Raw genomic sequence first — 22,682 nt, forward strand, 5'->3', positions numbered from 1 at the left:
AGGTCGTCGTGCTGCACCACGAAGGGGAGCCGCTTACCCTCCCCTTTGATCACGCCCTGATCATCAAGACCGCCGTCGATCGGCTTCGCGCCAAGCTCGACTGGTCTGACGTCGCCTTTGCTCTGCTGCCAGAAGAGTTCACGCTTCGTGAGCTGCAGCACGTCCACGAGGTCATTCGTGGCAGGCAGCTCAACAAGCCATCTTTCCGCACGCGCATGCTGACGGCGGGTCGGCTGCAGCCGACCGGCCGCCGTGAGGTCGGTGGCGCCTATCGCCCGGCTGAACTCTACCGCGTGAAGGAGCGCCCATGACCGGCACCAGCCTCTCGCACCCGCTCCAGATCGCCACGGTCGATGCTGGCCCCGGCATGGGCCGGATTGGCGTCACCTTCTGCCCGGGCAAAAAGCAGCCAGGGGCCATGACTGGCGCATGGGACCGGGACTTGGGCCTTGATCTTGATGCGGTCACGGACTGGGGCGCGGTCACACTGGTCAGCCTGATCGAGGATCACGAGATGCGCTCGCTCAGGGTTGAGGCGCTCGGTGATGAAGTCCGCGCCCGGCACATGGACTGGGTGCACCTGCCGATCCGGGACGTGTCCACGCCCTGTTCGAAGTTTGAGCAAAGCTGGGTGACGGTCGGCGAGGGCTTGCGTGCACGGCTGCGCGCCGGCTTCGACATCGTCGTGCATTGCAAGGGTGGCCTGGGCCGTGCTGGCACCATCGCTGCCCGGCTGCTCGCTGAGCTGGGCGCAGACCCCGGCAAGGCGATCGACGCCGTGCGCGAAGTCCGAAATGGCGCGCTGGAGACGCCGGGCCAGGTGCGCCATGTGCTGACGCTTAAGGCCTTGCCAGAGTTGCAGCCCGATGCCTCCGACAGCGCCATTCGCGACCGCGCTGTCGGCGCCCTGCTTGGGCTGGCGGTGGGCGATGCCGTCGGCACAACGCTGGAGTTTTGCAGCCGCGATTCTTACGAGCCTCTGACCGATTTGGTCGGCGGCGGCCCGTTTCGCCTGAAGCCGGGTGAGTGGACCGACGACACGGCCATGGCCATGGCGCTCGCCGACTCGCTCGCCGCAAATCCCGACCTGGACGAGCATGATCTGATGACCCGCTTTGTCGACTGGCACGAGCGTGGGACATATTCCTGTACCGGCCGCTGCTTTGATATCGGCATCACTACACGCCAGGCGCTGGGCCGCTTCAAGGCGAGCGGCGATCCCATTGCCGGTTCGACCGATCCCTATAGCGCCGGCAATGGCTCGCTGATGCGCCTCGCGCCGGTGGCGCTCGCGCATTGGCGCAATCGGCAGAAGCTCGCCGCGATCGCTGCCCGCCAGAGTGCGACCACGCACGCGGCGCCCGAGGCGGTCAGTGCCTGCGCGATCTTTGCCGACATGCTTGCCGACGCGATTTCAGGCGCGCCCCGCTCACACGTGCTTCGGAGCCGCAGCGAGGGCGTCGGCAAGGTCCGCGAAGTGATGAAGGGAAGCTGGCGCGGCAAGCCGCGACAGGATGTCAAATCGTCTGGCTATGTGATCCACGCGCTGGAAGCGGCGATCTGGTCGGTAGCGCGCACGGCTGATTTCCGCTCAGCCGTGCTCCTCGCCGCCAATCTGGGCGACGATGCCGACACCACCGCTGCCATTGCTGGCCAGCTTGGTGGCGCGCTCTATGGCAAGCGCGGCATTCCGGCGGATTGGCTGGAGAAGCTTGCCTGGCGCGCGCGCATAGAGGCCATCGCGGATCAGCTCGCCCAGTGAGGGCCAGGGGCGCCTCCCCTGTCCCACATCAGACCAGCAGTCCGTCCCACTTTCCCAGCCCGGACCTGCCAATCGAGCAGCTCCGAGCCTTATGGTTGGAGCGGTTCGGCAAGCCCGCTCCGCGCGCCTTTTCGCGCGTGCTCCTGGCGCGCGCTGTCGCCTGGAAGATGCAGGTCAACGCCAACCGCGACATCTCGGCCACGACCAAGCGGGAGATGGAGCGGCTGGTCGCGCACAGCCGCGCCAAGCGCCTGGGCAAGGTTACGGACCTGCCCGTGCCACCAGCGCTCCGCCTGGTACCCGGCGCACAGCTTGTGAAAGTGTGGCGCGGCGACACTTATGTTGTCGACGTCCTCACCGAGGGTTTTCGCTGGCAAGGCTCGACCTACCGTTCGCTCTCTGCGCTCGCTTACGCGATCACCGGCACCAAGTGGAACGGCATGATCTTTTTCGGGCTGCGTGAGCGCGCGGAGGTTGAGCGCAAGCGCCTCGCCGGCGGCAGAATGGCGAGCGCTTCGCCAAGTGGCAGCAAAGACATGGCGAAGGCCTCGCCAAACCAGCACCAAAAGGCGTGCCGTGCCTGAGCCGGTCCGCTGCGCCATCTACACCCGCAAGTCGAGCGATGAAGGGCTGGAGCAGGAGTTCAACTCGCTCCACGCGCAGCGCGAGGCGTGCGAAGCCTATGTCCTGTCGCAAAAGCATGAAGGCTGGCAGTTGCTGCCCGATGCCTATGATGATGGCGGCGTCTCCGGCGGTACGCTCGACCGACCGGGCCTGAAGGCGCTGCTCGCTCAAGTCGAAGCAGGCCGGGTCGACACGATCGTCGTTTACAAGGTCGATCGCCTGACGCGCAGCCTTGCTGACTTTGCCAAGTTGGTTGAGCTGTTCGACAAGAAGAGCGTCTCGTTCGTTAGCGTCACCCAGGCCTTCAACACCACGACCAGCATGGGCCGGCTGACACTCAACGTGCTGCTCTCCTTTGCGCAGTTCGAGCGCGAAGTGACGGGCGAGCGCATCCGCGACAAGATCGCGGCGTCCAAGGCCAAGGGCATGTGGATGGGCGGCCGCCCGCCGCTCGGCTATGACCCCAAGGACCGCAGCCTGGTCGTGAACGAAGCCGAGGCCGCGCAGGTACGCACGCTCTTTTCAGCCTATCTGGAGCTGAAGACGGTGGATGCGCTGGTCAGCTTTGCCGATAAGCGAGGCATCGTCAGCAAGCGCTGGACGGGCGGCAACGGCCAGGAGCTTGGCGGCATGATGCTGCTTCGCGGCGCGCTGTATCACATCCTCGCCAACCCGGTTTACATCGGCGAGATCAGCCACCGCGGCAAACGCCATCCGGGGCTGCATCAGCCGATTGTCGACGCCAAGCTCTTCGCCAAGGTGCAGGCGCTGCTGGCCGAGAATCGCCGCAGGAGGAAGCTCGGCAAACAGGCCGCTGAGACCAGCCTGCTCGCAGGCCTGGTATTCGATCGTGCCGGCGAGCGGCTGACGCCGACCCACACCAGCAGAAATGGGAGGCGCTATCGCTATTATGCGTCGAACGCCCTTCGCCTGCGCATTCCGGCAACCTTGCTTGAGCAGGTCGTGATCGGCACCCTGACCAAGCAGGTCAGCAGTCCTGAAATCATGGCGCCGCTGCTCGTCCCTGACGGTGGCTCGCTCCACGATCTTCTCGCGCTGCATGGTGAGCGAGCCGCGCAGCTCCTTGGCGACAAGCCGCGTGCAGCCCTGCTGGACCTAGTCGAGCGCGTGGTGATCGGGGTCGACCAGGTCGCGATCACCCTGAAGCCACTCGCGAACGAGGGCGCGATCAAGCTCAGCACGGCCGCCAATTTTACACGGCGCAATCGCCATCTGTCAGTAGTCGGCGTGTCGACGATCCAGAAGACGAGCCCATCCGTATTGGCGATGTTTGCCAAAGGCCGGATCTGGTTTGAAGAGCTCGCCGCAGGCACGTACCCATCGATTGACGCGCTCGCCAAGGCTGAGGGCGTGACCGGATCCTATGTCGGCCGGCTGATGAACCTTGCTTTTGCTGATGCGGCGATCGTCGATGATGTGTTCGAAGGCCGGTTGTTACTCTCGGACACCGCGCCAGAGTTGAAAGACAAGCTTCCGCTGCCATGTGCATGGGAAGCTCAGCGCGCGGCAATTAGTTGACGCACGGTCGGCAAAGTTTACGCACGACATCTTGCAAGGGGGATGCGCGTGGCGGACGAGAGTAGCAGCTTGAACACTATTGAGCTGGCAACCGAGTTGACGATTGCCTGGCTCAACAACCCCAACAACCGCGTGTCGGCCGACGAAGTCCCTGCGTTTCTCCAGCGCATGCACACGACGCTCAACGGATTAGAGACCGGTCAGTCAGAACAAGGTCATACGGCTGATGATAGCGAGGATCACAAGCCGGCCGTGACCGTCCGCAAATCCCTGGGCTCGCCCGATCACATCCTGTCGATGATTGACGGCAAGCCGTACAAGACGCTGCGGCGGCATTTGTCGCGCCACGGGCTGACCCCGGAGCAGTATCGTGAACGCTATAACCTGAAGCCCGATTACCCGATGGTGGCGCCCAACTATTCGGAACACCGCCGCGCCATGGCGCACAAGATCGGCCTGGGCGCACGGGGTCGCGACGCACGGGCAGCCGCTTCCGATGGTGATGCAGCAGCCAAGCCGCAGCAGGCGGCGCGGGCCGCTCAGGGAGATGACGCAAAGCCTAAGCGTGCCTCCCGTAAGCCGCGAACGGCCACCGAATAACGCCAGCGCCCTGCCGATGCCGATCGGTGACATCGTCGTGAGGTAGGGCTGGTTCTTCGGGACTGGCCCCGCATCATTCTCCGTGTTGATGACGGTGGTGAGTGGCAGCTCGACCTGCGCCTTCGACACGGATTGCCTCTTGGGCGCCGCGTACGCGTGCGGGGCAAGCGGAGCGACTTCAACATAATCGACGTGGATGAGCTGAAGCTGCTCTGATCAGGAGCAGCGACGCCGTCCCCAATAATGATCCCAGCGCGCGACCGTGCCGCTCCTCAACATTGCGCAGGAGAGATCGCCTATCCCCTGCGCCGAGCACCAGGCGGCGGCCCGGGCTCCGCCAGCCGAGCCATTCGACTGACATCGAAGCACAGCTTCGAGGGACTGACGTCGAGCCAGGCTTGTCATGTAAGTTGGACCCGGCGCCGAGATGGCTGACCTCCAGAACTCGTCGCAAGGCCAGCGCTCGCCGCCTGACACGGCATCGAGGTCTGCGAGCGCGAAGCGCAGGCTGAAGCTGCGCACGCTGTCGACCTTGCTCTCGGCCGCCTCATCAAGCGCCACCAGAGCCTTAAACTTCAGATGCTCGCCCGAGAATCGCATCTCGCGCTGATCGCACAATCTAGAACAGAACAGGTACATTTTGCTGTCCTATTTCCACAGCTTTGTGCTTCAGACTGAGCTTGCGAGGCACGAGTCGGATGATCGAGTTTCTGGAGAAAATGCTCTTCGTGATGCCAGGGCTGCTGCTTGGTTGGGCTGCCGTCAGGCGCGCCGAGGCGTTAGTGATCTGGGCAAAGCGTCGGTCGCCACCGAGCGAGTACCTGACTGAGAAGCGCCGCCGGCCGTTACGGTCTATCGTCGAACAATCCAATATACTATCTTTTCATAAGGCCGAGCCCCTCCATCCTCGCTCCGAACTGCCTGTAGCGGAACAGAGCTCTCTCTATGTGGATCGGCAAGACGTAGTTGAAGTCGTCAACCTGATCCTGCTGGTGGAGCAGCGCTTTTTGCACCAGCTGGAGGTGCTCGCGGATAGGATTATGCTCAATCGAGACCCGCGGATGGACTAGCTTGATCACTATCCCTTTGCGGAAAACCTTCCCACGCAGGATGGGCACATAAGATCCATGAGGATATTGCGTCCAGAGTTGGTGGCTCCCCTTGGATTTCTGAACATACGAGTAAAGAGAGTTGGTACGGCCAAAGTCTGCCTCGTGCTTCAAGACTATTCTGTCCGGGATTTCAAAGGCGATGGGATCGAGTTGCAGACGTTTCAACGCCATCTGCACGACCTGATCCAAGGGCTCGTTAAAAAGTTCGTCCTTCGTCAACGCCCGGTGGAGCCGCGCAGGCGTACTCGCCAGCAGCTTCGATAGCGCCCACTTGTTCTTCAAAAGCCAGTTGCCGACAAACATCGCGATCTAGGTGCAAGTGAAACGGGTCCACCCTGATAGATATCAATCATGCAGGGGGGCAAGATGGTCGCGCGCGGCCGGGGACGCCATCGGCTAAGTTGCGCCCAAAGCGGCCGATGTACGCAGCTATTGAAAGCGTCAGCTCTGCATCCAACAGCGGCTATTCACCAGGTAGCCGCATTAAACGCTCAGGCGAGTTCGGCCGCAAGGAATTCGAAGGAGACATGAAGAGTCCGATTGGGACGCGTGGAAATGCTCGCACCTCGTTAAGGGTGGGTGCGGCCAAGGAGCGACGCTTGGCTCTGGCCAAACGGTCGCTGCAGGCATATATACCGCCCGTTATGGAATCATCTCGTGCCATCGGCAGAGGGCGGCCTCGCGAGTTTTGCGTCGATCAGGCGCTGGCGATGGCTCTGCGCGTGTTCTGGAGCAAGGGCTATGAGGGCGCGTCGATGGCGGACCTCACCGAGGCGATGGGGATCACCAAGCCCAGCCTGTACGCCGCCTTCGGCAACAAGGAGCAGCTTTTCGTCAAGGCGCTCGACCTCTATGAGCGCGAAAAGCTCGACTATGTCGGCAAGGCGCTCGAGCAGCCGACCGCCCGCAAAGTCGCAGAGCATCTGCTGCGAGGCGCGCTCGAGAACCAGACCAGCAGCTGCGAACCTCGCGGCTGCCTGGGCGTCATCAGCTCGGTCGCGTGCGGCGCCGAAGCGGAGTCGATCCGGCAGTTTGTCTTGGCCCGCGGAGCCTCTGCGCGGCGCGCCTTGGTGGAGCGCTTCAAGCGCGCGAAGGAAGAAGGCGACCTGCCGGCGGATGTCGATCCCGAGGGGCTGACCAGCCTTCTCTACGCCATCCTTCAAGGGATGGCGGTGCAGGCGGGCGCGGGCGCATCTTGCGAAGAGCTGGAGCGGTTGATTGCCACGAGCCTGTCGATGTGGCCGAGCGCCTAAAGCTCAGCTTTCTGTCCGCCAGCAAAATTCCGCACCAGAAACAGACCGGACGGTATAAAAAGCTCTTGAACAGCAGCTGAACTGTTTATATACCAGTCGGTATAGAGCAGCGGCAACGACGCTGCCCCTTAGGGAGGATGCGGACTGTAGCGGTGCACGCCGCGTCGGGTCCGCACTCGCAAATCAATGGCCGAAGGCCGCGAACGCATGCGCTTCCGCGATTGGAGGTGGCTTGCCTGGCGTCCGGCAGGTCCAAGGGAGGAAGAACATGGCCTATGTGAATTTCGCCGATACCGCTCCAGCTCTCCTCTTCCATGCCAAGCCAGCTGCCCGCCATGGGGAACAGGCGGGTTTCAGTGGGCTCGAATGGTCGGTGGTGGCCCTGGCTAGGCGCGATTCACTGAATTCGCTGCGCGCCCCGGGGCGGATCGCGAAGGCAATGGCAGCGGTGTTCGGCAGCAAGTCGCAAAACGCGATTGCCGATCCCAGGCTGGAGGCGCTGCGGCGCATGGCTGTGTATGGCTGGCACCGCGGCTTCGCCGTGCCGGAAGGGGAGATGGAGCGCTTCTTCGAAGCAGGCTTTTCCCCGCGTCAGCTGGAACTTCTTCTCACCAACATCGGCCGCGATCGCGCGGCGCGTGGCCGGAGGGCCTGACCGTCATGAACATGATCACCCACATCAAGGCCGAGGAGCCGCACCTCAGCGACGCCTCCCCTCATCCTTCCGCCGCAAGGCGATGGCGTCGGGCGGCTTTCGGCGGCCTTCCGGCGGCTGCCCTGCTCGCCGGCCTCGTCATCGCCAACAGCGAGACGGCGCCGCCGCCGCCACCGCCCGTGCCCACAGTAACCGTGGCCGCTCCGCTCGTGCGGCAGGTCACCGAATGGGACGATTATGTTGGCCGCTTCGAAGCAAGCCAGACCGTTGAGGTGCGGCCGCGCGTCTCGGGTCAGATCACCGGCATCCATTTTGCCGACGGCCAGGTGGTGCGGCGCGGACAGTTGCTGTTCACCATCGATCCGCGCCCGTTTGCAGCCGCCTTGGCAGAGGCGCGCGCCGGGCTCGCCAGCGCGCAGAGTGACTTGAGCCTCGCGCGGGCCGACTTGTCGCGGGCCGAAAGCCTGATCGCCGACCAAGCCGTGTCGCGGAGCGAAGTCGATCGGCTGCGGGCCCGGGTGCAGGCGGCGTCGGCGGCAGTCGCGGCGGCTCAGGCGCGGGTGCGCTCGCGTGCGTTGGACCTGGAGTTCACGCGGATCCGCGCCCCGATCGGCGGCCGCGCATCGGATCGCCGGGTCGATGCCGGCAATCTGGTTGCGGCTGGTGATGCGGGCTCGCTGCTGACGACCGTCAATGCGCTCGACCCCATCCACTTCAGCTTCGACGTCTCCGAAGCGCTGTTCCTGAAAACCAAACGCGAACGGAGCAATGGTGGCGTGGCCGAAATCCGTCTGCAGGACGAAAGCGAATATCGCTGGAAGGGCCGGCTGGACTTCACCGATAATGGCATCGATCCGCGCTCCGGCTCGATCCGTGGCCGCGCGGTTCTGTCCAATCCCGACCTGTTCCTGACCCCAGGCATGTTCGGCAATATGCGGCTGGGCTCTGGCGGGACCGTCCAGGCGTTGCTGGTGCCGGATGCTGCGGTGCGCACCGACCAGGCTCGCAAGGTCGTCTACGTGGTCGCCAAGGATGGCTCCGTTGCCGCAAAGCCGGTGGCGGCAGGCCCGCTCGTCGATGGCCTGCGCGTGATCCGCGCGGGCCTGACCGCTACGGACCGGGTTGTCATCGCCGGCACCCACTTGGCGCAGTCCGGAGGCAAGGTCCAGGTGCGCATCGGCAAGGTTCAGCCGATCCACACACAGGTCGGGCCGCCCATCACGGCACCTGCCGCCGCCCAGGCCACGCTCGCCCCTTGAACCGGGCGGGGCTCGGCCCCGCCCGCCACATTCAAACCTCTTGAACGGGGAGCAGGCTGGTGCGCCTCTCACGCTTCTTCATCACGCGTCCGATCTTCGCCGCCGTGCTAGCGATCATCATCACCATCGTCGGGGCGGTCGCCTATGTGGGCCTGCCAATCTCACAATATCCGGACATCGTCCCGCCGACCGTGACCGTCTCCGCCACATATCCAGGCGCGTCCGCGGAGACCGTGGCGGATACGGTCGCCGCGCCGATCGAGCAGGAGATCAACGGCGTCGACGACATGCTTTACCAGACATCGCAGTCGACCGGCGACGGGCGAGTGACGATCACCGTGACTTTCAAGCTCGGCACCGACCTCGATACTGCGCAGGTGCTGGTTCAGAACCGCGTTGCCCTGGCCGAGCCACGGCTGCCGGAAGAAGTCCGGCGCCAAGGCGTGGTCGTGCGCAAGACCTCGCCGTCCTGGCTGATGGCGGTCAACGTGCTTTCGCCCGATGGTTCGCTCGACCGCGCCTATGTATCCAACTATGTTCGCACCCAAGTTCGTGACCGGCTGACCCGGGTCGACGGGATTGGCGACGTGCAGGTGTTCGGCACGCGCGATTATTCGATGCGGGTCTGGATCGATCCGAACCGTGCCGCTGCTCTTGACCTGACTGCGGGCGAGATCGTCAGCGCCTTGCGCGCGCAGAACGTGCAGGTGGCGGCGGGCACCATCGGGCAGCCTCCTTACAGCAACGGCGCTGCGCATCAGCTGAACGTCGAGACCCAGGGCCGTTTCACCACGCCAGAGCAGTTCGCGAACATCATCGTGCGCGCCGATCCCACCGGCGCGATCATCCGGGTGTCCGACGTGGCACGGGTGGAGCTCGGTGCCGACGACTACGGCGTCAACGCCTATCTTTCGGGCCGGGAGTCGGTGATCCTGGGCATTACGCAGCGGCCCGGGACCAATGCGCTGGCTGCCGAGCAGGGCGTTCTGCGCGAGTTGAAGGCCGCCTCGGCCAGCTTCCCCAAGGGGCTTGAATATCGCGTTATCTGGAATCCGACCCAGTTCATCAGCGAGTCGATGAAGGAAGTGCAGAAGACGCTGCTCGAGGCGATGGTGCTGGTCGTCCTCGTGATCCTCGTCTTCCTGCAGAGCTGGCGAGCCGCAATCATCCCGATCGTCGCCATCCCTGTTTCGCTGATCGGTACCTTTGCGATGCTGGCGGCGCTCGGCTATTCGCTAAACACCCTCTCCATGTTTGGCTTGGTGCTGGCGATCGGCATTGTCGTCGACGACGCGATCGTCGTGGTCGAAAATGTCGAGCGCAACCTCGAAGAAGGTTTGTCGCCACTGGAAGCAGCGCGCAAGTCGATGGACGAAGTTTCGACCGCTTTGGTCGCCATCGTGCTGGTGCTGTGCGCGGTGTTCGTGCCGACGACGTTCCTGACGGGCATTTCGGGCCAGTTCTACCGCCAGTTCGCCGTCACCATTGCCACGGCGACGGTCATCTCGCTGGTGCTGTCGCTAACCCTCTCACCGGCACTCGCGGCGATGCTGCTCCGGCCGAAACATGGCGGTGAAAGCCGCGGTTGGCGCGGCATGCTCGCGATTGCGGGCGAGCGGTTCAATGGCGGCTTCGACCGGATGTCGCGCTGGTATGCGGAGCTGACCCGCACGCTCGTCCAGCGGCCGAAGCGCGTGCTGCTGGGCTATGGCGGGCTGATCGCTGCGACCGCGGCGCTCTTTTGGGTCACGCCGACCGGCTTCATCCCGGCGCAGGACCAGAGCTATGCGCTCGCCGCCGTGCAGCTGCCGCCTGGCAGCTCGATCGATCAGACTGATCGCGTGCTGAAACAGATGGTCAATCGGTTGCTGAAGGTGCCGGGCACCCAGGCCGCGGTCATGTTTGCGGGCTTCGACGGAGCCTCAGGCACCCAAGCGTCCAATGCAGGTGCCGCCTACATCACCTTCAAGCCGTTCGAAGATCGGCCGAATGGGGGACGCTCGGAAGCGGAGATCGTCGCCGGCATGCGCGCTGCAGTGGCTGACATGAACGAAGGCCTGGTCTTCGTCATTCCGCCGCCCGTCATTCAGGGCATCGGCAATGGCGGCGGCTATCGGATGATGGTGCAGGACCGTAACGGCGCGGGCTTTGCGGCACTTGGCGATGCCGCCTTTCAGCTGATCGGCCAGGCGAACCAGACGACGGGGCTGACTCAGGTCTATACGGTCTTCAACGCCTCAACACCGCGCCTCTATGCCAATATCGATCGCAACAAGGCCGACATGCTGGGGGTCCCAGCCTCCCGCGTGTTTGAGACGTTGTCGGTCTATCTGGGCTCGGCCTATGTGAACGACTTCAACCTGCTCGGCCGCACCTTCCGGGTCACCGCGCAGGCCGAGGCCTCCTTCCGCGACGACGCGACGGACATCGCCAATCTGAAGACGCGCTCGAACGCCGGCGGCATGGTGCCAATCGGATCCATCGCCACCTTCGAGGATCGGACAGGCCCATATCGGGTGACCCGGTTCAACCTCTTTCCGGCGGTCGAGATCGACGGCGAGACGGCGCCGGGCTTTGCTACCAGTCAGTCGATGGCAGCGATGGAAGGCTTGGCGGCGAAGCTGCCGGCAGGCTTCACCGGCGAATGGACCGACCTGGCCTTTCAACAGAAGGCCGCGGGCAATGTCGCCGCCATTGCCTTTGGCATGGCCGTAATCTTCGTCTTCCTCGTGCTGGCGGCCCAGTTCGAGAGCCTGGTGCTGCCGTTTGCGATCATCCTGATTGTGCCGATGACGCTCCTGGCGGCGATCGCGGGCGTCAACATGCGGGGCTTGGACAACAACATCTTGACCCAGATCGGCCTCATCGTGCTGATCGGCCTGGCGGCCAAGAACGCGATCCTGATCGTCGAGTTTGCCAAGCAGGCGGAGGATCGTGGCGCCTCGCTGATCGACGCCGCGGTCGAGGCAGCGGCGAGCCGGTTGCGGCCGATTCTGATGACCAGCCTCGCCTTCATCTTGGGCGTCGTGCCGCTGATGCTGGCCGGTGGGCCGGGCTGGGAGCTGCGTCAGGCGCTCGGCACAGCGGTGTTCTTCGGCATGCTGGGCGTGACGATCTTCGGCCTCGTCTTCACCCCTACCTTTTACGTCGTCAGCCGCGGCCTGGGCGAGCGCTTCGCCCGCCGCCGCGGTCATCCGGATCCGGGCTCGCCTGCCCTGCTGCCGGCCTAATGAGGAGCAATAAGATGCGCGTTCTTGCTGCCGTGTCCGCGCTTGCGCTGAGCGCCTGCACCGTCGGGCCCCATTACACCGCGCCCCTTCCGTCAGCGTCCGCTGCCGGCCCATTCGTCGCCGGTGGCGGGCGGGCCGTCAGCGCGGTGCCGGCTCGGGAAGGCGAGTGGTGGAAGCTCTACCATGACGAGGTGCTCGACGGGCTGGTCGCCGACGCCTTGCGCGCCAACACCGATCTGAGGGTTGCCGTCGCCCGGCTGGAACGCGCGCGCGCGAGCTTGCGCGAGGTTCGCGCCGATCGCACGCCGCAGGTCGGGATCGGCGGATCGGCACAATATGGGCGTCTTCCCGCCGGCCAGAACTTCGCGGCAAGCGGCGGTGGCCGCGACAATTGGTTCGTCGATGTCGGCCTTGACGTTGCCTATGAAGTCGACCTGCTCGGCCGCATCAACCGCGATGTCGAAGCCGCCCGGAGCGACGTGGAAGCAGCGACGAAGGACATGGAGGCTGTCCGGGTCGCCGTTGTGGCCGAAACGACGAGGGCCTATGCCGATGCGGTTTCATCGGCCGAGCGCATCGCCGTCGCCGAACGCATCGTCGGCTTGCTGGACCGCTCGTTGACCCTGATGCGCAAGCGCGAAGCGGCGGGGCTCGCGACACCTCTGGATAGCGCCCGGATCGCGGCACTGCGGGATCAACGCCAGGCCGAGATCCCGACCCTTGCCGCTGAACGGGACTCTGCTCTGTTCCGGCTGTCCACGCTGACTGGAAGGGCACCTGCCGAACTTCCGGCCGAAGCGGGGCTCCGCCGCACGACCCTGCGCCTTGAGCAGCCGATCCCGATCGGCGACGGCGCCGCCCTGCTCGCCCGGCGTCCCGACGTGCGGGCAGCGGAGCGGCGGCTGGCGTCGGCGACCGCGCGGATCGGCGTGGCGACCGCCGACCTTTACCCACGCGTCAGCCTGGGTGGCAGCGTCGGCTCGACCGGTGTCGGGTTGGGCAATGTGTTCGGCGTTGGTCCGCTCACCTGGCTGTTAGGGCCGCTGCTGAACTGGTCGGTGAACCAAACCCCGGCCCGCGCCCGCATCGCGGGGGCGGAGGCCGAAAGCCGCGTCGCGCTGGCACAGTTCGACGGCGCCGTGCTGACGGCGCTTGAGGAGACGGAAACCGCGCTCGCCACCTATCAGCGCCTGCTGGAACGCCGCTCCGCGCTCGAAAGCGCTCGCGCCGCGGCGCAAGTGGCAGCGCGCATCAGCCGGGCTCGCCAGCGAGAAGGGCAGATCGACTCTCTTGAACTGCTCGACGCAGAACGCACGCTTGCCGATGCCGAGGCGCAGGTCGCGACCGCCGACGCGATGATCTCCCGCGCGCAGGTAAACCTGTTCCGCGCCCTCGGCGGCGGCTGGAATGGCGCGCAGGATCAGGCAGTTTCTTGAGCGACTTGCAAAGAAGGAGGCCAAGCGATGATTGACGCTTCAACCTATGTGCCGCCAAAAGTCTGGACGTGGAATAAGGAGAATGGCGGGCAGTTCGCATCCGTCAACCGCCCCATCGCCGGGCCGACGCACGAACGCGAACTGCCAGTAGGCCAGCACCCATTGCAGCTCTATTCGCAGGGTACGCCGAACGGCATCAAGGTCACGATCATGCTGGAGGAGCTGCTCGCGCTCGGCCATTCCGGTGCCGAGTATGACGCCTGGCTGATCCGGATTGGCGAGGGAGATCAGTTCGGCTCCGGGTTCGTGGACATCAACCCAAATTCCAAGATCCCTGCGCTGGTTGACCGCAGTGGGCGGGAGCCGATCCGGGTCTTCGAGTCCGGATCAATCCTCCTGTACCTAGCGGAGAAGTTCGGCGCCTTGCTGCCGGCGTCGGTCAAGGAGCGGACGGAATCGCTGTCGTGGCTGTTCTGGCAGATGGGCAGCGCACCCTATCTCGGCGGTGGCTTCGGCCATTTCTATGTCTATGCGCCGATCAAGATCGAGTACGCCATCGACCGCTTCACGATGGAAGCCAAGCGCCAGCTGGACGTGCTCAACCGCCAGCTTGCCGATCATCGCTTTGTCGCGGGCGACGAATATTGCATCGCCGACATCGCGATCTGGTCGTGGTACGGACAGGTCGTGCTCGGCGATGCATACAACGCGGCCGAGTTCTTATCCGTGACAGATTATCCTCGCGTGTTGCGGTGGGCGGAAGAGATTGCCTCCCGGCCCGCCGTGCAGCGGGGGCGCATCGTCAATCGAACCGCGGGCGAGCTGCAGTTACTCGAGCGCCATAAACCGGCCGATATCGACCAGGCACTTGCCCCGTTGGTCATTTCAGTATGAGCTGCGAGCGCTGCTGAGGTGCCATCTTACTGATCTTCAGAGGCCTAGCGAGTAACTCTGACCGATTGGCGCTCAGAGTTGGTCGTCCCGCAGGACGCCCAAGTGCTACGCTGCTGTTCCGTCAAGCAGCATATCGCTTACGTAGCGCGAGGCGGACTGCCAGCGAGTTTGAGAAACTTCCTCAATGCATTAAGTCGATCTTCGCGAGCCCGAGCGCCCACGTAGGCGGTCGGCAAAGCATCGAAAGCGTGAAATGCACCAGGATAAACATGAAGCTCGGTAGGTATGCCGGCTCTGATCAGCCGCCGCGCGTACTCAATGTTCTCGTCGACGAAGAGATCGAGTGCGCCTGTCATGATGAACGTCGGAGGCAAACCGGACAGGTCGGTTGCTCGCGCTGGAGCGGCATAGGCAGAGACGCCGCTACCACCCGGCTCGTCCCCGAGGAGCGCCGTCCAACTGAAGAGGTTATTTGGCGGCGTCCATAGAAACTCGCCGGCGAAGGGATGGGGATCTGCGATGCAGGTGCGGTCGTCGAGCATAGGATAGGTGAGCAGCTGAAAGGTGACTTGGTATTCGCCTCGATCGCGTACCAGCAGCGCCAGCGCCGCTGCCAGACCGCCACCAGCGCTTTCGCCCATAAGGCCGATCCTGCCGACGTCGACGTTCAGTTCGCCGGCGTGGTTGAAGGTCCAGGCGAGGCCGGCGTAGCAATCCTCGATATTGCCCGGAAATGACGTTTCCGGTGCAAGCCGATAATCAACCGACACGATGACGCAGCCGAGTTGTTCGGAAATCGGCCGGTGCACAAACTCAAGAATGCCTGCCGATCCGCTCACATAGCCGCCGCCATGCATGTGGTAGATGCAGGGAAAGGGACCGGCGCCGGGCGGCGTGTAGATTACAAGCGGGACATCGGCCGCGCCCCCCGGACCGGCTATTGTCGTGTCACGCCGTATTACGGCGTTGGGCACGACCGGCGGCAACGGGAGGGCCGTCTCGCGCGACCGCAGGGCCGGCAATGTCTCGGCACTGAGCGCCACCTGCGGCAGCAGATCGAGCATCGGCAGCAGCTCTGGATCGACCAGATGGCGGCTCGTCATAGACCCAGCCGATAGTCAAAGCTCGTCCCGTCGCGGCGGTGGACGCGCTGCAGAAGCGCCGTCGCGGTTTTACCCAGCAGCGGAAAATCGCAGCCGCTCACCGGCTCCCGCAGCAACTCCGCGAGCAGCGCCGCGCGTTGCGGCGACAGCTCGTCGAGCTTGTCGCTGGTCATCAGCAATCCCCCTGCATAGGCAGCGAAGCGGGCGAGCAGCTCGACCTGATCGTCGCTGAGTTCGTGAAAGCGGTCGCGGAGTAGCACGCAATCCGGGTCTGCCTGCCACAATATACCCGACGCGTGATTTCGCGTGACCTGATCGCGGAGCAGGCTCTCCGCGGAATAATCGCCAGTCCAAGTGACGCCGACATCGCGCCCGATCCGCACGGCGTCGACATAGCCCACCGACGCCCAGAGCGGGCAGCCGCAGCCGAGCCACAGCGCGTCGCCAATCTCGTCGCGGATCAAGGCCGCCATGCGCCTCCAGATCTCGATGCGGCTCAGCCCAGGCTGGTGCCAGACCGCGCGGTCGGGCCCATGCTCGCTGCCGAACAGCATGAAATCGGTCTTGAAATAGTCCGCGCCCCAGTCCCGCGCCCAAGTGCGGAAGACTTGACGGATATATGCCTCAGCCTCCGGGTGGGTCGCGTCGAGAATGTAATATTCCTCGCTCCTTTTGTGCCACCGGAACTCGCCATAAAAAGTCATCTGCGCGAGTGGGCCGCCGGTCGCGCGGTCCTTGATCACCCAGTCCGGATGTTCGCGAAAGAGCCGGCTGCGATTGCCGACCATGAAGGGCGCGATCCACAGGCCGGGCGTGAAGCCGGCGGCGCGGACATCATCGAGCAGCGGCTTCATCCCGCGCGGAAATTGTGGCCGCACGTCCAGCCAGTCGCCCATTTCCGGTGTGAAGCCGTCGTCTATCTGGAAGATTTCGAGCGGCACCTGATGTTCGTCGCGATAAGTGCCGGCGGCGCGCAGATGCTCGAGGATGTTCGCCTCATCGATCGCCGCGTAGAGATTATACCAGCTGCACCAGCCCGTGATCCGCCGCGCCGGCACACGCGGTGGCAGCGGGCTCTCGGCCGCCACCACGCCTGCCCAGTCGCGCAACGCCTGCTCCACGTCCGGCCCGGCGAACAGCAGCAGCGGCTCCATAGCGACCGCGCCGTCATGAGGCACGCGGTCCCAGAGGGTCTCCAGCGAGATGGTCGGCGCGTCCGCCGTGCCGCCAAAGCGGAAGCGGCTCTGAAATCGGTCATGCCGTGTAAAGCCGAGCACGACCGTGCCTTCGCCGCTGGCCGGTAGCAGGGCGGTGGCGGCATAGCCCAGCGTCGGGCTTTTCAGGGGCGGGCCATCCCCGGCCGGCGTGCCCGGCTCGACGAAGAAGCTACCGTCCCAGCTTTGGTAGCCGTGGCGCAAATAGCGGCCAAGGCCCTGCACCTGCTCGAAGCGGATGCCGATGCTGTCGATCTCGCGCGCGGGATCGAGGCCCGTCACCTTGACCAGCAGCCGCAGCCGATCGCCGTCACGCTCAATGCCGAAGGCGAACTGTGCCTGCGCCGGCTCACCATCGAGCAGCGGTACGATGCCGCCAAGCCTGATGCCGAGACTTTCGAACGCCTGCCCGTCAAATCGCATCCGCAATCCTCAGCTCGCGTCTCTCATCGGCCGAACGCACCGCGGCAAGCGCCAGCCGCAAGGTGGCGGCACCCTCCGCGATCGGCACCAGCGGCGGGCGATCGTCGCGGATCGCGGCAGCCAAGTCGGCGAGCTGCGCCACGAAGGGGTCACAACCCGAACTCCAGCATTCCTCCTTCACTTCGGGCGCGGTGCGCTTGAAGGCGGCATTGTTCCAGTCGCTGAAATGCGCAGTCGCCCGTTTCGCGAACAAAGACCAGCCTTTCACCCATTGCCCCGGAACCGCGATATTGTTGGCGGTCAGGCTGGCCAGCCGCCCATCGTCCCAGCCGAAGATGATCGCGGACACGTCCTGCACGTCATAGTCGGGCGTTTCGCGGTGGAAGAGGTTGGCAGTGCGCGAATAGACCGTGTCCGGCTCGCCCATGAACAGCCGGACCAGGTCGATGATGTGGATCAGCTGTTCGAGCACCTGACCGCCCGACTGCTCGCGCACACGCCACCAAGGCGCGTGCAGCGCATTGCAGTGGTAGATGCCCGTCATCAGCCCGACGGGCCCGGTATCCTCCGCCGTCCAGCGCCGCACGGCTTCGCCCTGCCGGTACATGAAGCCGACCGCCGCCTTCACGCCCGCCGCGCTCTCCACCAGCGCATCGGCTGTCGCCATATCGAGGGCGATTGGCTTCTCCACCAGCAGGTGAACGCCAGCCTTGGCCGCCACCATGCTCTCGCCGGCGCGGGAATAGGGCGGGGCGGTGTCGATAAGCAGGTCGATGCCGAAATCCAGCATGTCCTCGACGCACGTGAACGGCTTGCCGGCATGCTGATCGGTGAAGGCGCGCACCCGCTCAATATTCCGGCCGGACACGGCGAGCAGCGTCATCTGCTCGGGCAGTTTTGCGACGGCGCCTGCATGCCGCGCGGCGATCCCGCCATTGCCCAATATACCGACGCGCAGTGTCATGACTGGAAGCTCAGCACCGCCTGGAGCATGCCTGCCTCACCTTTGTCGAGTCGCTCGAACATGGCCGGTGCATCCTCGAACTTCGCCTCGTGGGTGATCAGCGGCATCAGATCGAGCACGCCGCGATGCTGCAGCTCGATCGCCGTGCGCCACAGCCGGGGCTTGGACCAGCGATGGCTGGCCTCGGGCGCGACGCCGCTAATCTGGCTGCAGATCAGCTGGATGCGATTATGATGGAACTCCTCGCCAAGCCGCACGCCCGAAAGCTCGCCCTGGAAAAACCCCATCGCTACGACTCGCGAGGCATAGGCGGCGGCGCGGATCGCCTCGGCGAGCGCGGGCGCCGCGCCGGACACTTCGATGCAGCTGTCCGCCCCCTTGCCGCCGGTCATTTCTTTAATGCGCTCCGCCGCGCCTTCGGGCTCCATTCCCATCCAGGCGCCAAGCTTCACCGCGGTTTCCCGCCGTAGCGGATCGGGGTCCAGCGCGATCACTTGCGCCCCGGACTGCGCGGCCGCCTGCACGACGATTTGTCCGGGCACACCCAGGCCGAACACCGCCACCAGATCACCGATGCGGATGTTCGCATCGTGCACGCCGTTGAGCGCCACCGCCCCAATGTGGCTGAAAATGCCGATGCGCGGGTCGGCGCCCTTGGGCATCAGCCGCTCGCGGGCGTAGTCCGCAGGCGCGACAAAATGGGTGCGATGGTTCCACGTGCCGTATACACGCGCGCCGACTGGCAGATCGGCGACGCTCGTTTCGACGATCTCACCCACTTCTTCATAGCCAAGATGGCGCACCGGATAGGGCCAGCTGGGATTCTGGTCGGCCATGAACAGCCGCAATGCCTCGTCGAAGCGCCGATGCATGAACGGGTTGGTGCCGCGATATTGCGACAGCTCGGTTCCCGCACTGATCCCGGAATATAACGTGCGGATCAGCACCTCGCCGCGGCCAAGCTGCGGCAGATCCAGCGGCTCGAACGCGAGCGCGCGCGGCGCCTTCAGGATCAGGGCGGACGGAGTCATGCGTGGGCGAGTTTCTCGTTGGCGATGACGGCGCGGCGGGTCACGGCGGTCATCGACAGGATAATGACGACCGCGACCACATAGGCGGCCGCCATCGACGTCATGCCGGCGGCAAGCCCAAAGCTGCCGCTCATCCAGGCGATAATCAGCGGCGACAGACCGGCTCCGAAAAAGCCGATCATCGTCATCAGCCCGACCGCCGTGGCGCGGGCGTGGGGCGGCACTACATCGTGCATAGAGGCATAGATGCAGCCATCGAAAATGCCCTTGCCGATCGAGGTCAGCAGCAGCACCAGCCCGACCATTCCCGCCGTCGTCGCCCAGAGCAGTGGCACCAGCAGCACGGCCGCCAGCGCAAGGCCCAACGCTAGCGTATAGAACCGTCCGACCGGCGTCCGCTTTGCCCAATAGTCGCCGAGCAACCCGCTGAACGGCACGGTCAGGAAGCCGGCGATCTGGATCGTGGCCGCGCCGACCAGCGCCGACCCGCCAAGGTTCAGCCCTAGCGCGTCATGCACGAAGGTTGGTGCCCACACAGTCACGCCTGTGGACGCGCCGTTCGCAAGGAAGAACACCACGCACAGCATCAACGCCGGCGGGATGCGCAGCACGGTGCCAAGCGGCGCGCGCGGCGGCTTCTCGGGCTGTGGCGCGCGCGGCGGCGCGTCGAGCAGGAACTTGAACAGGATCGCGGCGACGACGAAGCCGATCCCGCCAAAGATCAGGAAGGGCGCCTGCCAGCCCAGCGCATCGGCCATATAGCCGGCGGCGAGCGCGCCCATGCCGGCCCCGGCGAACACCGCGGTCTGGTGCAGGGACAGCGCGCGGCCGCGCATTTCCGGCCGGTGCCAATCGCTGATCAGCGCCGTTGCGGTGGGGTAATAGGTCGCCTCGCCCATCGCCACGAGCGCACGAAGGCCGAGCAGCATCGCGAACCCTGTGGAAAGGGAGACGAGGCCCGTCGCCACGCTCCAGAATAGCAGGCCGTAGATGATCACGCGCGACCGCCGCGACTTGTCGCCCAGGCTGCCCGACAAGAAGGCACAGACGGCATAGACCCAGAAGAAGACCGAGTTGAGCAGCGCCAACTTTGTTGCGGTCAGGCCGAATTCGGTCTTCAGCTGCGGCATGACGGTAAACAGGATGGATCGGTCGGCCGCATTCAGGAAAGCGACCATCCACAACAGGCCGATCAGCAGCCACGGATAACGGGACGAAGCGGTCATGAGCGGCCCTCGATCAGCACAGCGCGAAAATCGTTGACGTTGGTGCCGGTTGGGCCGGTGATTACGAGGTCGCCGAGCGCGCGGAAAAACAGATAGGCATTGTTCTCCGCCAAATGCCGGGCGGGGTCGAGGCCGAGTTTGCGGGCGCGCGCGAGCGTGTCAGGGCCGACGATTGCGCCCGCTGCGTCTTCGGTGCCGTCGATGCCATCGGTATCGCAAGCCAGGGCCCAGATGCCGGGCGCGCCATCCAGGGCAATGGCGAGGCCTAGCGCATACTCCATGTTCCGACCGCCGCGACCCTTGTTGTTTACAACGGTCACGGTGGTCTCGCCGCCAGACAGGATGAGGCGCGGCTTGCCGTCGGACGCAAGGCGGCGAGCGAGGGCGGCATGGCTTGCGCCCAGGTGGCGCGCCTCGGCCTGCAGCTGGTCGCCCAAGGAGGAGACGGTGAAGCCGAGTGCACCGCCAGCCGCCGCAGCCGCGGCAAGGGCATCGCGCGCGCGGGCGATCACGCGTACTTCGCCGCCGGCTAGGCCGAGGCTGTCGGCGGAGGGCGTCTCATTCGCTTCGTCCTGCAGCGCCTTCGCGATCGGACGCGGCGGATCGATGCGGTATTTGGCGATGATGTCCCGCGCCATTTGCAGCGTGGTCGCGTCGGCAACCGTCGGTCCCGAAGAAACGAAGGACGGGTCGTCGCCGGGCACGTCGGAAATGATCCAGGTTGTGACCTGGGCCGACCCGGCCGCGACGGCGAGCCGCCCGCCCTTGATCCGCGACAGATGCTTCCGGACGCAGTTGATTTCGGAAATGGTTGCGCCGGATCGGAGCAGCAACTTGGTGACGCCCTGCTTGTCGGCCAGGCTCAAGCCCTCGGTCGGCGCAGCGAGCAGGGCGGAACCGCCGCCCGACAGCAGCAGCAGGAGCTGGTCGCCTGCATGAAGCGAGCGAGCGATCTCCAGCGCGCGGTCGGCGGCGCGCAGGCTGTTCTCATCGGGATAGGGGTGGCCGGCTTCGATGAGTTCGATGCCCGGCCAGTTCAGGCCGGAAGGCGCATGGCCGTGGCGGGTAACGATCAGGCCTTCGACAGGGCGCCGGGCGCGTTCGCGCGCCACCCGCATCATATCGGCGGCCGCCTTGCCGACCGCTACCACGACGAGCCGTCCGTGCGGCGCACCGGGCATGGCGCGCGGCATCGTCACTTCGGCGGACACCGCCTGCAGCGCGCTCTCGAACAAGGTGCGCAACACGTGCAGCGCATCCTGCTCGCGTGCATCCGTCATGGCGCCAAAAGTGGCGATCGGCCCCTCCTACCTGCTTTTCGGCTCTGCGGCCGCTCCGGCGCAAGCTGAACGTAGGCTCAGGTCCGGCATAGGGGCGATTTCCGGAACCGATTGTTTCACGATGTGCAACGTCAGTGAATTTCCCACGACAGAGTTGGCCGTAGTTTCTCGACCAGAAAGTCGATCAGCGTGCGGACGCGGACCGGCACGGCTTTGGGGTCGGCGAACAGGGCAAAAAAACTCATGTCGGAGGTGCGCCAGCCCGGCAGCACCTCCACCAGCCGGCCGGCCGCCAAGTCGTGCTTGCACAAAAAAGCAGGCAGATTGGCAATGCCAAGGCCGGACAGCGCCGCATCCCGCAGGAACATGAGATCGTTGCAGACGAGCTTGGCAGTGAACTCGACCGTCACTTCTTCATGGTCGCGGTGCAGCGTCCAACCATGACGGCGGTCGAGCGTGCCGTTGGCCAGCAAATCAAAGCGAGGTAGCTCGACATGGTTTTGCGGCGTGCCCTTGCGCTCGAAATATTCCGGCGCGCCGAACGCCCCACAGCCGGTGGTGCCAAGCTTGATCGCGACCAGCCCTGAGTCTGCGAGCGGCCCGACGGCTAGCGCCACGTCGAAGCCGCCGCGCAGCAGCCCGATCGCGTCGTCGGTCAGAACGCTCACTAGCCGCACATCGGGATACAGATCCATGAACTCGGGCAGCAACGGGCAGACCAGTTCCTGGCCGAGCACATAAGGAATGGCGATACGCACGACCCCTTGCGGGTGCCTTGCACGGCTTTGCAGCGCCCGTTCGCCGTCGCGCAGCACTCCGATCGAACGCAAACAATATTCGAAGAACAGAGCGCCATCCTCCGTTACGGTGACGGCGCGGGTGCTACGGTGCAGGAGCTGGATGCCGAGATGGTCCTCCAGCCGACTGACGCGCCGGCTAACGGTTGACTTGGGCATGCCGAGCACCCGGCCAGCCTTGGTCAGGCTCTCCGTCTCAACCACTTTGGTGAAGACCATCAGGTCGCCCAGATCCAGCATCGCCGCCATCCCGTGCCGAAGGTGGATCGTTCCACCCATG

At 64.9% G+C, this 22,682-nt stretch carries 20 protein-coding genes; 12 read left to right on the forward strand and 8 right to left on the reverse strand.

Annotated elements, in window-relative coordinates; all coding sequences use genetic code 11:
• The 6 genes from VGT77_RS12745 to VGT77_RS12770 all read left to right on the forward strand — a co-directional run.
• Positions 1–311 (forward strand): NUDIX hydrolase (locus VGT77_RS12745; RefSeq protein WP_414713404.1); only part of this gene is annotated, 311 nt, incomplete at its 5' end.
• Positions 308–1,762 carry an ADP-ribosylglycohydrolase family protein gene (locus tag VGT77_RS12750; RefSeq protein WP_327463149.1) on the forward strand — a complete coding sequence of 485 codons (1,455 nt, stop codon included), beginning with the start codon at positions 308–310 and terminating at the stop codon, positions 1,760–1,762. The genes VGT77_RS12745 and VGT77_RS12750, both read left to right, overlap by 4 nt.
• Positions 1,759–2,346: a DUF2924 domain-containing protein gene (locus VGT77_RS12755; RefSeq protein WP_327463151.1), complete on the forward strand. Its 588-nt coding sequence runs from the start codon at positions 1,759–1,761 to the stop codon at positions 2,344–2,346. The genes VGT77_RS12750 and VGT77_RS12755 overlap by 4 nt, the downstream gene beginning before the upstream one ends.
• Positions 2,339–3,925: a recombinase family protein gene (locus VGT77_RS12760; protein WP_327463153.1), complete on the forward strand. Its 1,587-nt coding sequence runs from the start codon at positions 2,339–2,341 to the stop codon at positions 3,923–3,925. Before VGT77_RS12755 ends, VGT77_RS12760 begins: the two co-directional genes overlap by 8 nt.
• A gap of 48 nt (positions 3,926–3,973) precedes the next feature.
• Entirely contained in the window at positions 3,974–4,525 is a 552-nt protein-coding gene (locus VGT77_RS12765; protein WP_327463155.1) for a MucR family transcriptional regulator, read from the forward strand.
• 48 nt (positions 4,526–4,573) lie between these two features.
• Positions 4,574–4,741: a DUF5818 domain-containing protein gene (locus tag VGT77_RS12770; protein WP_327463202.1), complete on the forward strand. Its 168-nt coding sequence runs from the start codon at positions 4,574–4,576 to the stop codon at positions 4,739–4,741.
• Between the two features lie 659 nt (positions 4,742–5,400).
• On the opposite strand, the gene VGT77_RS12775 is transcribed toward VGT77_RS12770, so the two are convergent.
• Positions 5,401–5,940 (reverse strand): hypothetical protein, encoded by a 540-nt coding sequence (locus VGT77_RS12775; RefSeq protein WP_327463157.1) that lies wholly within the window; start codon positions 5,938–5,940, stop codon positions 5,401–5,403.
• Between the two features lie 341 nt (positions 5,941–6,281).
• Between VGT77_RS12775 and VGT77_RS12780 the strand changes: the two genes are divergently transcribed.
• The 6 genes from VGT77_RS12780 (at position 6,282) to yghU (ending at position 14,364) form a co-directional block, all read left to right on the forward strand.
• Positions 6,282–6,890 carry a TetR/AcrR family transcriptional regulator gene (locus VGT77_RS12780; RefSeq protein WP_327463204.1) on the forward strand — a complete coding sequence of 203 codons (609 nt, stop codon included), beginning with the start codon at positions 6,282–6,284 and terminating at the stop codon, positions 6,888–6,890.
• A 268-nt stretch (positions 6,891–7,158) separates the two neighbouring features.
• A complete protein-coding gene (locus VGT77_RS12785) occupies positions 7,159–7,545 on the forward strand; it encodes a hypothetical protein (RefSeq protein ID WP_327463158.1) in 387 nt (128 codons plus the stop codon).
• A gap of 5 nt (positions 7,546–7,550) precedes the next feature.
• On the forward strand, positions 7,551–8,804 hold the full coding sequence (locus tag VGT77_RS12790; RefSeq protein ID WP_327463159.1) for an efflux RND transporter periplasmic adaptor subunit: 1,254 nt from the start codon (positions 7,551–7,553) through the stop codon (positions 8,802–8,804).
• 59 nt (positions 8,805–8,863) lie between these two features.
• A complete protein-coding gene (locus VGT77_RS12795) occupies positions 8,864–12,034 on the forward strand; it encodes a multidrug efflux RND transporter permease subunit (RefSeq protein WP_327463160.1) in 3,171 nt (1,056 codons plus the stop codon).
• Between the two features lie 14 nt (positions 12,035–12,048).
• Positions 12,049–13,470 (forward strand): efflux transporter outer membrane subunit, encoded by a 1,422-nt coding sequence (locus VGT77_RS12800; RefSeq protein ID WP_327463162.1) that lies wholly within the window; start codon positions 12,049–12,051, stop codon positions 13,468–13,470.
• Between the two features lie 27 nt (positions 13,471–13,497).
• The gene (yghU, locus tag VGT77_RS12805) at positions 13,498–14,364 is read left to right on the forward strand and encodes a glutathione-dependent disulfide-bond oxidoreductase (RefSeq protein WP_327463165.1); all 867 of its coding nucleotides are present in this window, start codon (positions 13,498–13,500) and stop codon (positions 14,362–14,364) included.
• Between the two features lie 137 nt (positions 14,365–14,501).
• Here the strand turns inward: yghU and VGT77_RS12810 are convergent, their stop codons facing one another.
• The 7 genes from VGT77_RS12810 to VGT77_RS12840 all read right to left on the reverse strand — a co-directional run bounded on the left by VGT77_RS12810 (position 14,502) and on the right by VGT77_RS12840 (position 22,681).
• The gene (locus tag VGT77_RS12810) at positions 14,502–15,467 is read right to left on the reverse strand and encodes an alpha/beta hydrolase (RefSeq protein WP_327463167.1); all 966 of its coding nucleotides are present in this window, start codon (positions 15,465–15,467) and stop codon (positions 14,502–14,504) included.
• On the reverse strand, positions 15,464–17,104 hold the full coding sequence (locus VGT77_RS12815; RefSeq protein WP_327463169.1) for a glycoside hydrolase family 36 protein: 1,641 nt from the start codon (positions 17,102–17,104) through the stop codon (positions 15,464–15,466). Before VGT77_RS12815 ends, VGT77_RS12810 begins: the two co-directional genes overlap by 4 nt.
• On the reverse strand, positions 17,094–18,068 hold the full coding sequence (locus tag VGT77_RS12820) for a Gfo/Idh/MocA family oxidoreductase (RefSeq protein ID WP_327463171.1): 975 nt from the start codon (positions 18,066–18,068) through the stop codon (positions 17,094–17,096). Before VGT77_RS12820 ends, VGT77_RS12815 begins: the two co-directional genes overlap by 11 nt.
• Positions 18,065–19,099 (reverse strand): zinc-binding dehydrogenase, encoded by a 1,035-nt coding sequence (locus VGT77_RS12825; protein WP_327463173.1) that lies wholly within the window; start codon positions 19,097–19,099, stop codon positions 18,065–18,067. Before VGT77_RS12825 ends, VGT77_RS12820 begins: the two co-directional genes overlap by 4 nt.
• Complete coding sequence (locus tag VGT77_RS12830) at positions 19,096–20,325, reverse strand: MFS transporter (RefSeq protein ID WP_327463175.1); 1,230 nt, start codon at positions 20,323–20,325, stop codon at positions 19,096–19,098. The genes VGT77_RS12825 and VGT77_RS12830 overlap by 4 nt, the downstream gene beginning before the upstream one ends.
• Positions 20,322–21,605 (reverse strand): glycerate kinase, encoded by a 1,284-nt coding sequence (locus VGT77_RS12835; RefSeq protein ID WP_327463177.1) that lies wholly within the window; start codon positions 21,603–21,605, stop codon positions 20,322–20,324. Before VGT77_RS12835 ends, VGT77_RS12830 begins: the two co-directional genes overlap by 4 nt.
• Before the next feature lie 131 nt (positions 21,606–21,736).
• On the reverse strand, positions 21,737–22,681 hold the full coding sequence (locus tag VGT77_RS12840) for a LysR family transcriptional regulator (RefSeq protein WP_327463179.1): 945 nt from the start codon (positions 22,679–22,681) through the stop codon (positions 21,737–21,739).
• Position 22,682: the final 1 nt, after the last annotated feature.

Origin of the sequence: Sphingomonas sp. (assembly GCF_035944535.1) — a bacterium.
In the GTDB taxonomy this organism is placed as follows: Bacteria; Pseudomonadota; Alphaproteobacteria; order Sphingomonadales; family Sphingomonadaceae; genus Sphingomonas_B.

What these genes read in the sequence shown, in the direction of transcription:
- VGT77_RS12785 (WP_327463158.1), top strand. Translation starts at nt 7,159, where the DNA reads ATGGCCTATGTGAATTTCGCCGATACCGCTCCAGCTCTCCTCTTCCAT.
- VGT77_RS12835 (WP_327463177.1), bottom strand. Translation starts at nt 21,605, where the DNA reads ATGACGGATGCACGCGAGCAGGATGCGCTGCACGTGTTGCGCACCTTG.
- yghU (WP_327463165.1), top strand. Translation starts at nt 13,498, where the DNA reads ATGATTGACGCTTCAACCTATGTGCCGCCAAAAGTCTGGACGTGGAAT.
- VGT77_RS12790 (WP_327463159.1), top strand. Translation starts at nt 7,551, where the DNA reads ATGAACATGATCACCCACATCAAGGCCGAGGAGCCGCACCTCAGCGAC.
- VGT77_RS12825 (WP_327463173.1), bottom strand. Translation starts at nt 19,099, where the DNA reads ATGACTCCGTCCGCCCTGATCCTGAAGGCGCCGCGCGCGCTCGCGTTC.
- VGT77_RS12810 (WP_327463167.1), bottom strand. Translation starts at nt 15,467, where the DNA reads ATGACGAGCCGCCATCTGGTCGATCCAGAGCTGCTGCCGATGCTCGAT.
- VGT77_RS12815 (WP_327463169.1), bottom strand. Translation starts at nt 17,104, where the DNA reads ATGCGATTTGACGGGCAGGCGTTCGAAAGTCTCGGCATCAGGCTTGGC.
- VGT77_RS12800 (WP_327463162.1), top strand. Translation starts at nt 12,049, where the DNA reads ATGCGCGTTCTTGCTGCCGTGTCCGCGCTTGCGCTGAGCGCCTGCACC.
- VGT77_RS12820 (WP_327463171.1), bottom strand. Translation starts at nt 18,068, where the DNA reads ATGACACTGCGCGTCGGTATATTGGGCAATGGCGGGATCGCCGCGCGG.
- VGT77_RS12840 (WP_327463179.1), bottom strand. Translation starts at nt 22,681, where the DNA reads ATGGGTGGAACGATCCACCTTCGGCACGGGATGGCGGCGATGCTGGAT.
- VGT77_RS12775 (WP_327463157.1), bottom strand. Translation starts at nt 5,940, where the DNA reads ATGTTTGTCGGCAACTGGCTTTTGAAGAACAAGTGGGCGCTATCGAAG.
- VGT77_RS12780 (WP_327463204.1), top strand. Translation starts at nt 6,282, where the DNA reads ATGGAATCATCTCGTGCCATCGGCAGAGGGCGGCCTCGCGAGTTTTGC.
- VGT77_RS12830 (WP_327463175.1), bottom strand. Translation starts at nt 20,325, where the DNA reads ATGACCGCTTCGTCCCGTTATCCGTGGCTGCTGATCGGCCTGTTGTGG.
- VGT77_RS12750 (WP_327463149.1), top strand. Translation starts at nt 308, where the DNA reads ATGACCGGCACCAGCCTCTCGCACCCGCTCCAGATCGCCACGGTCGAT.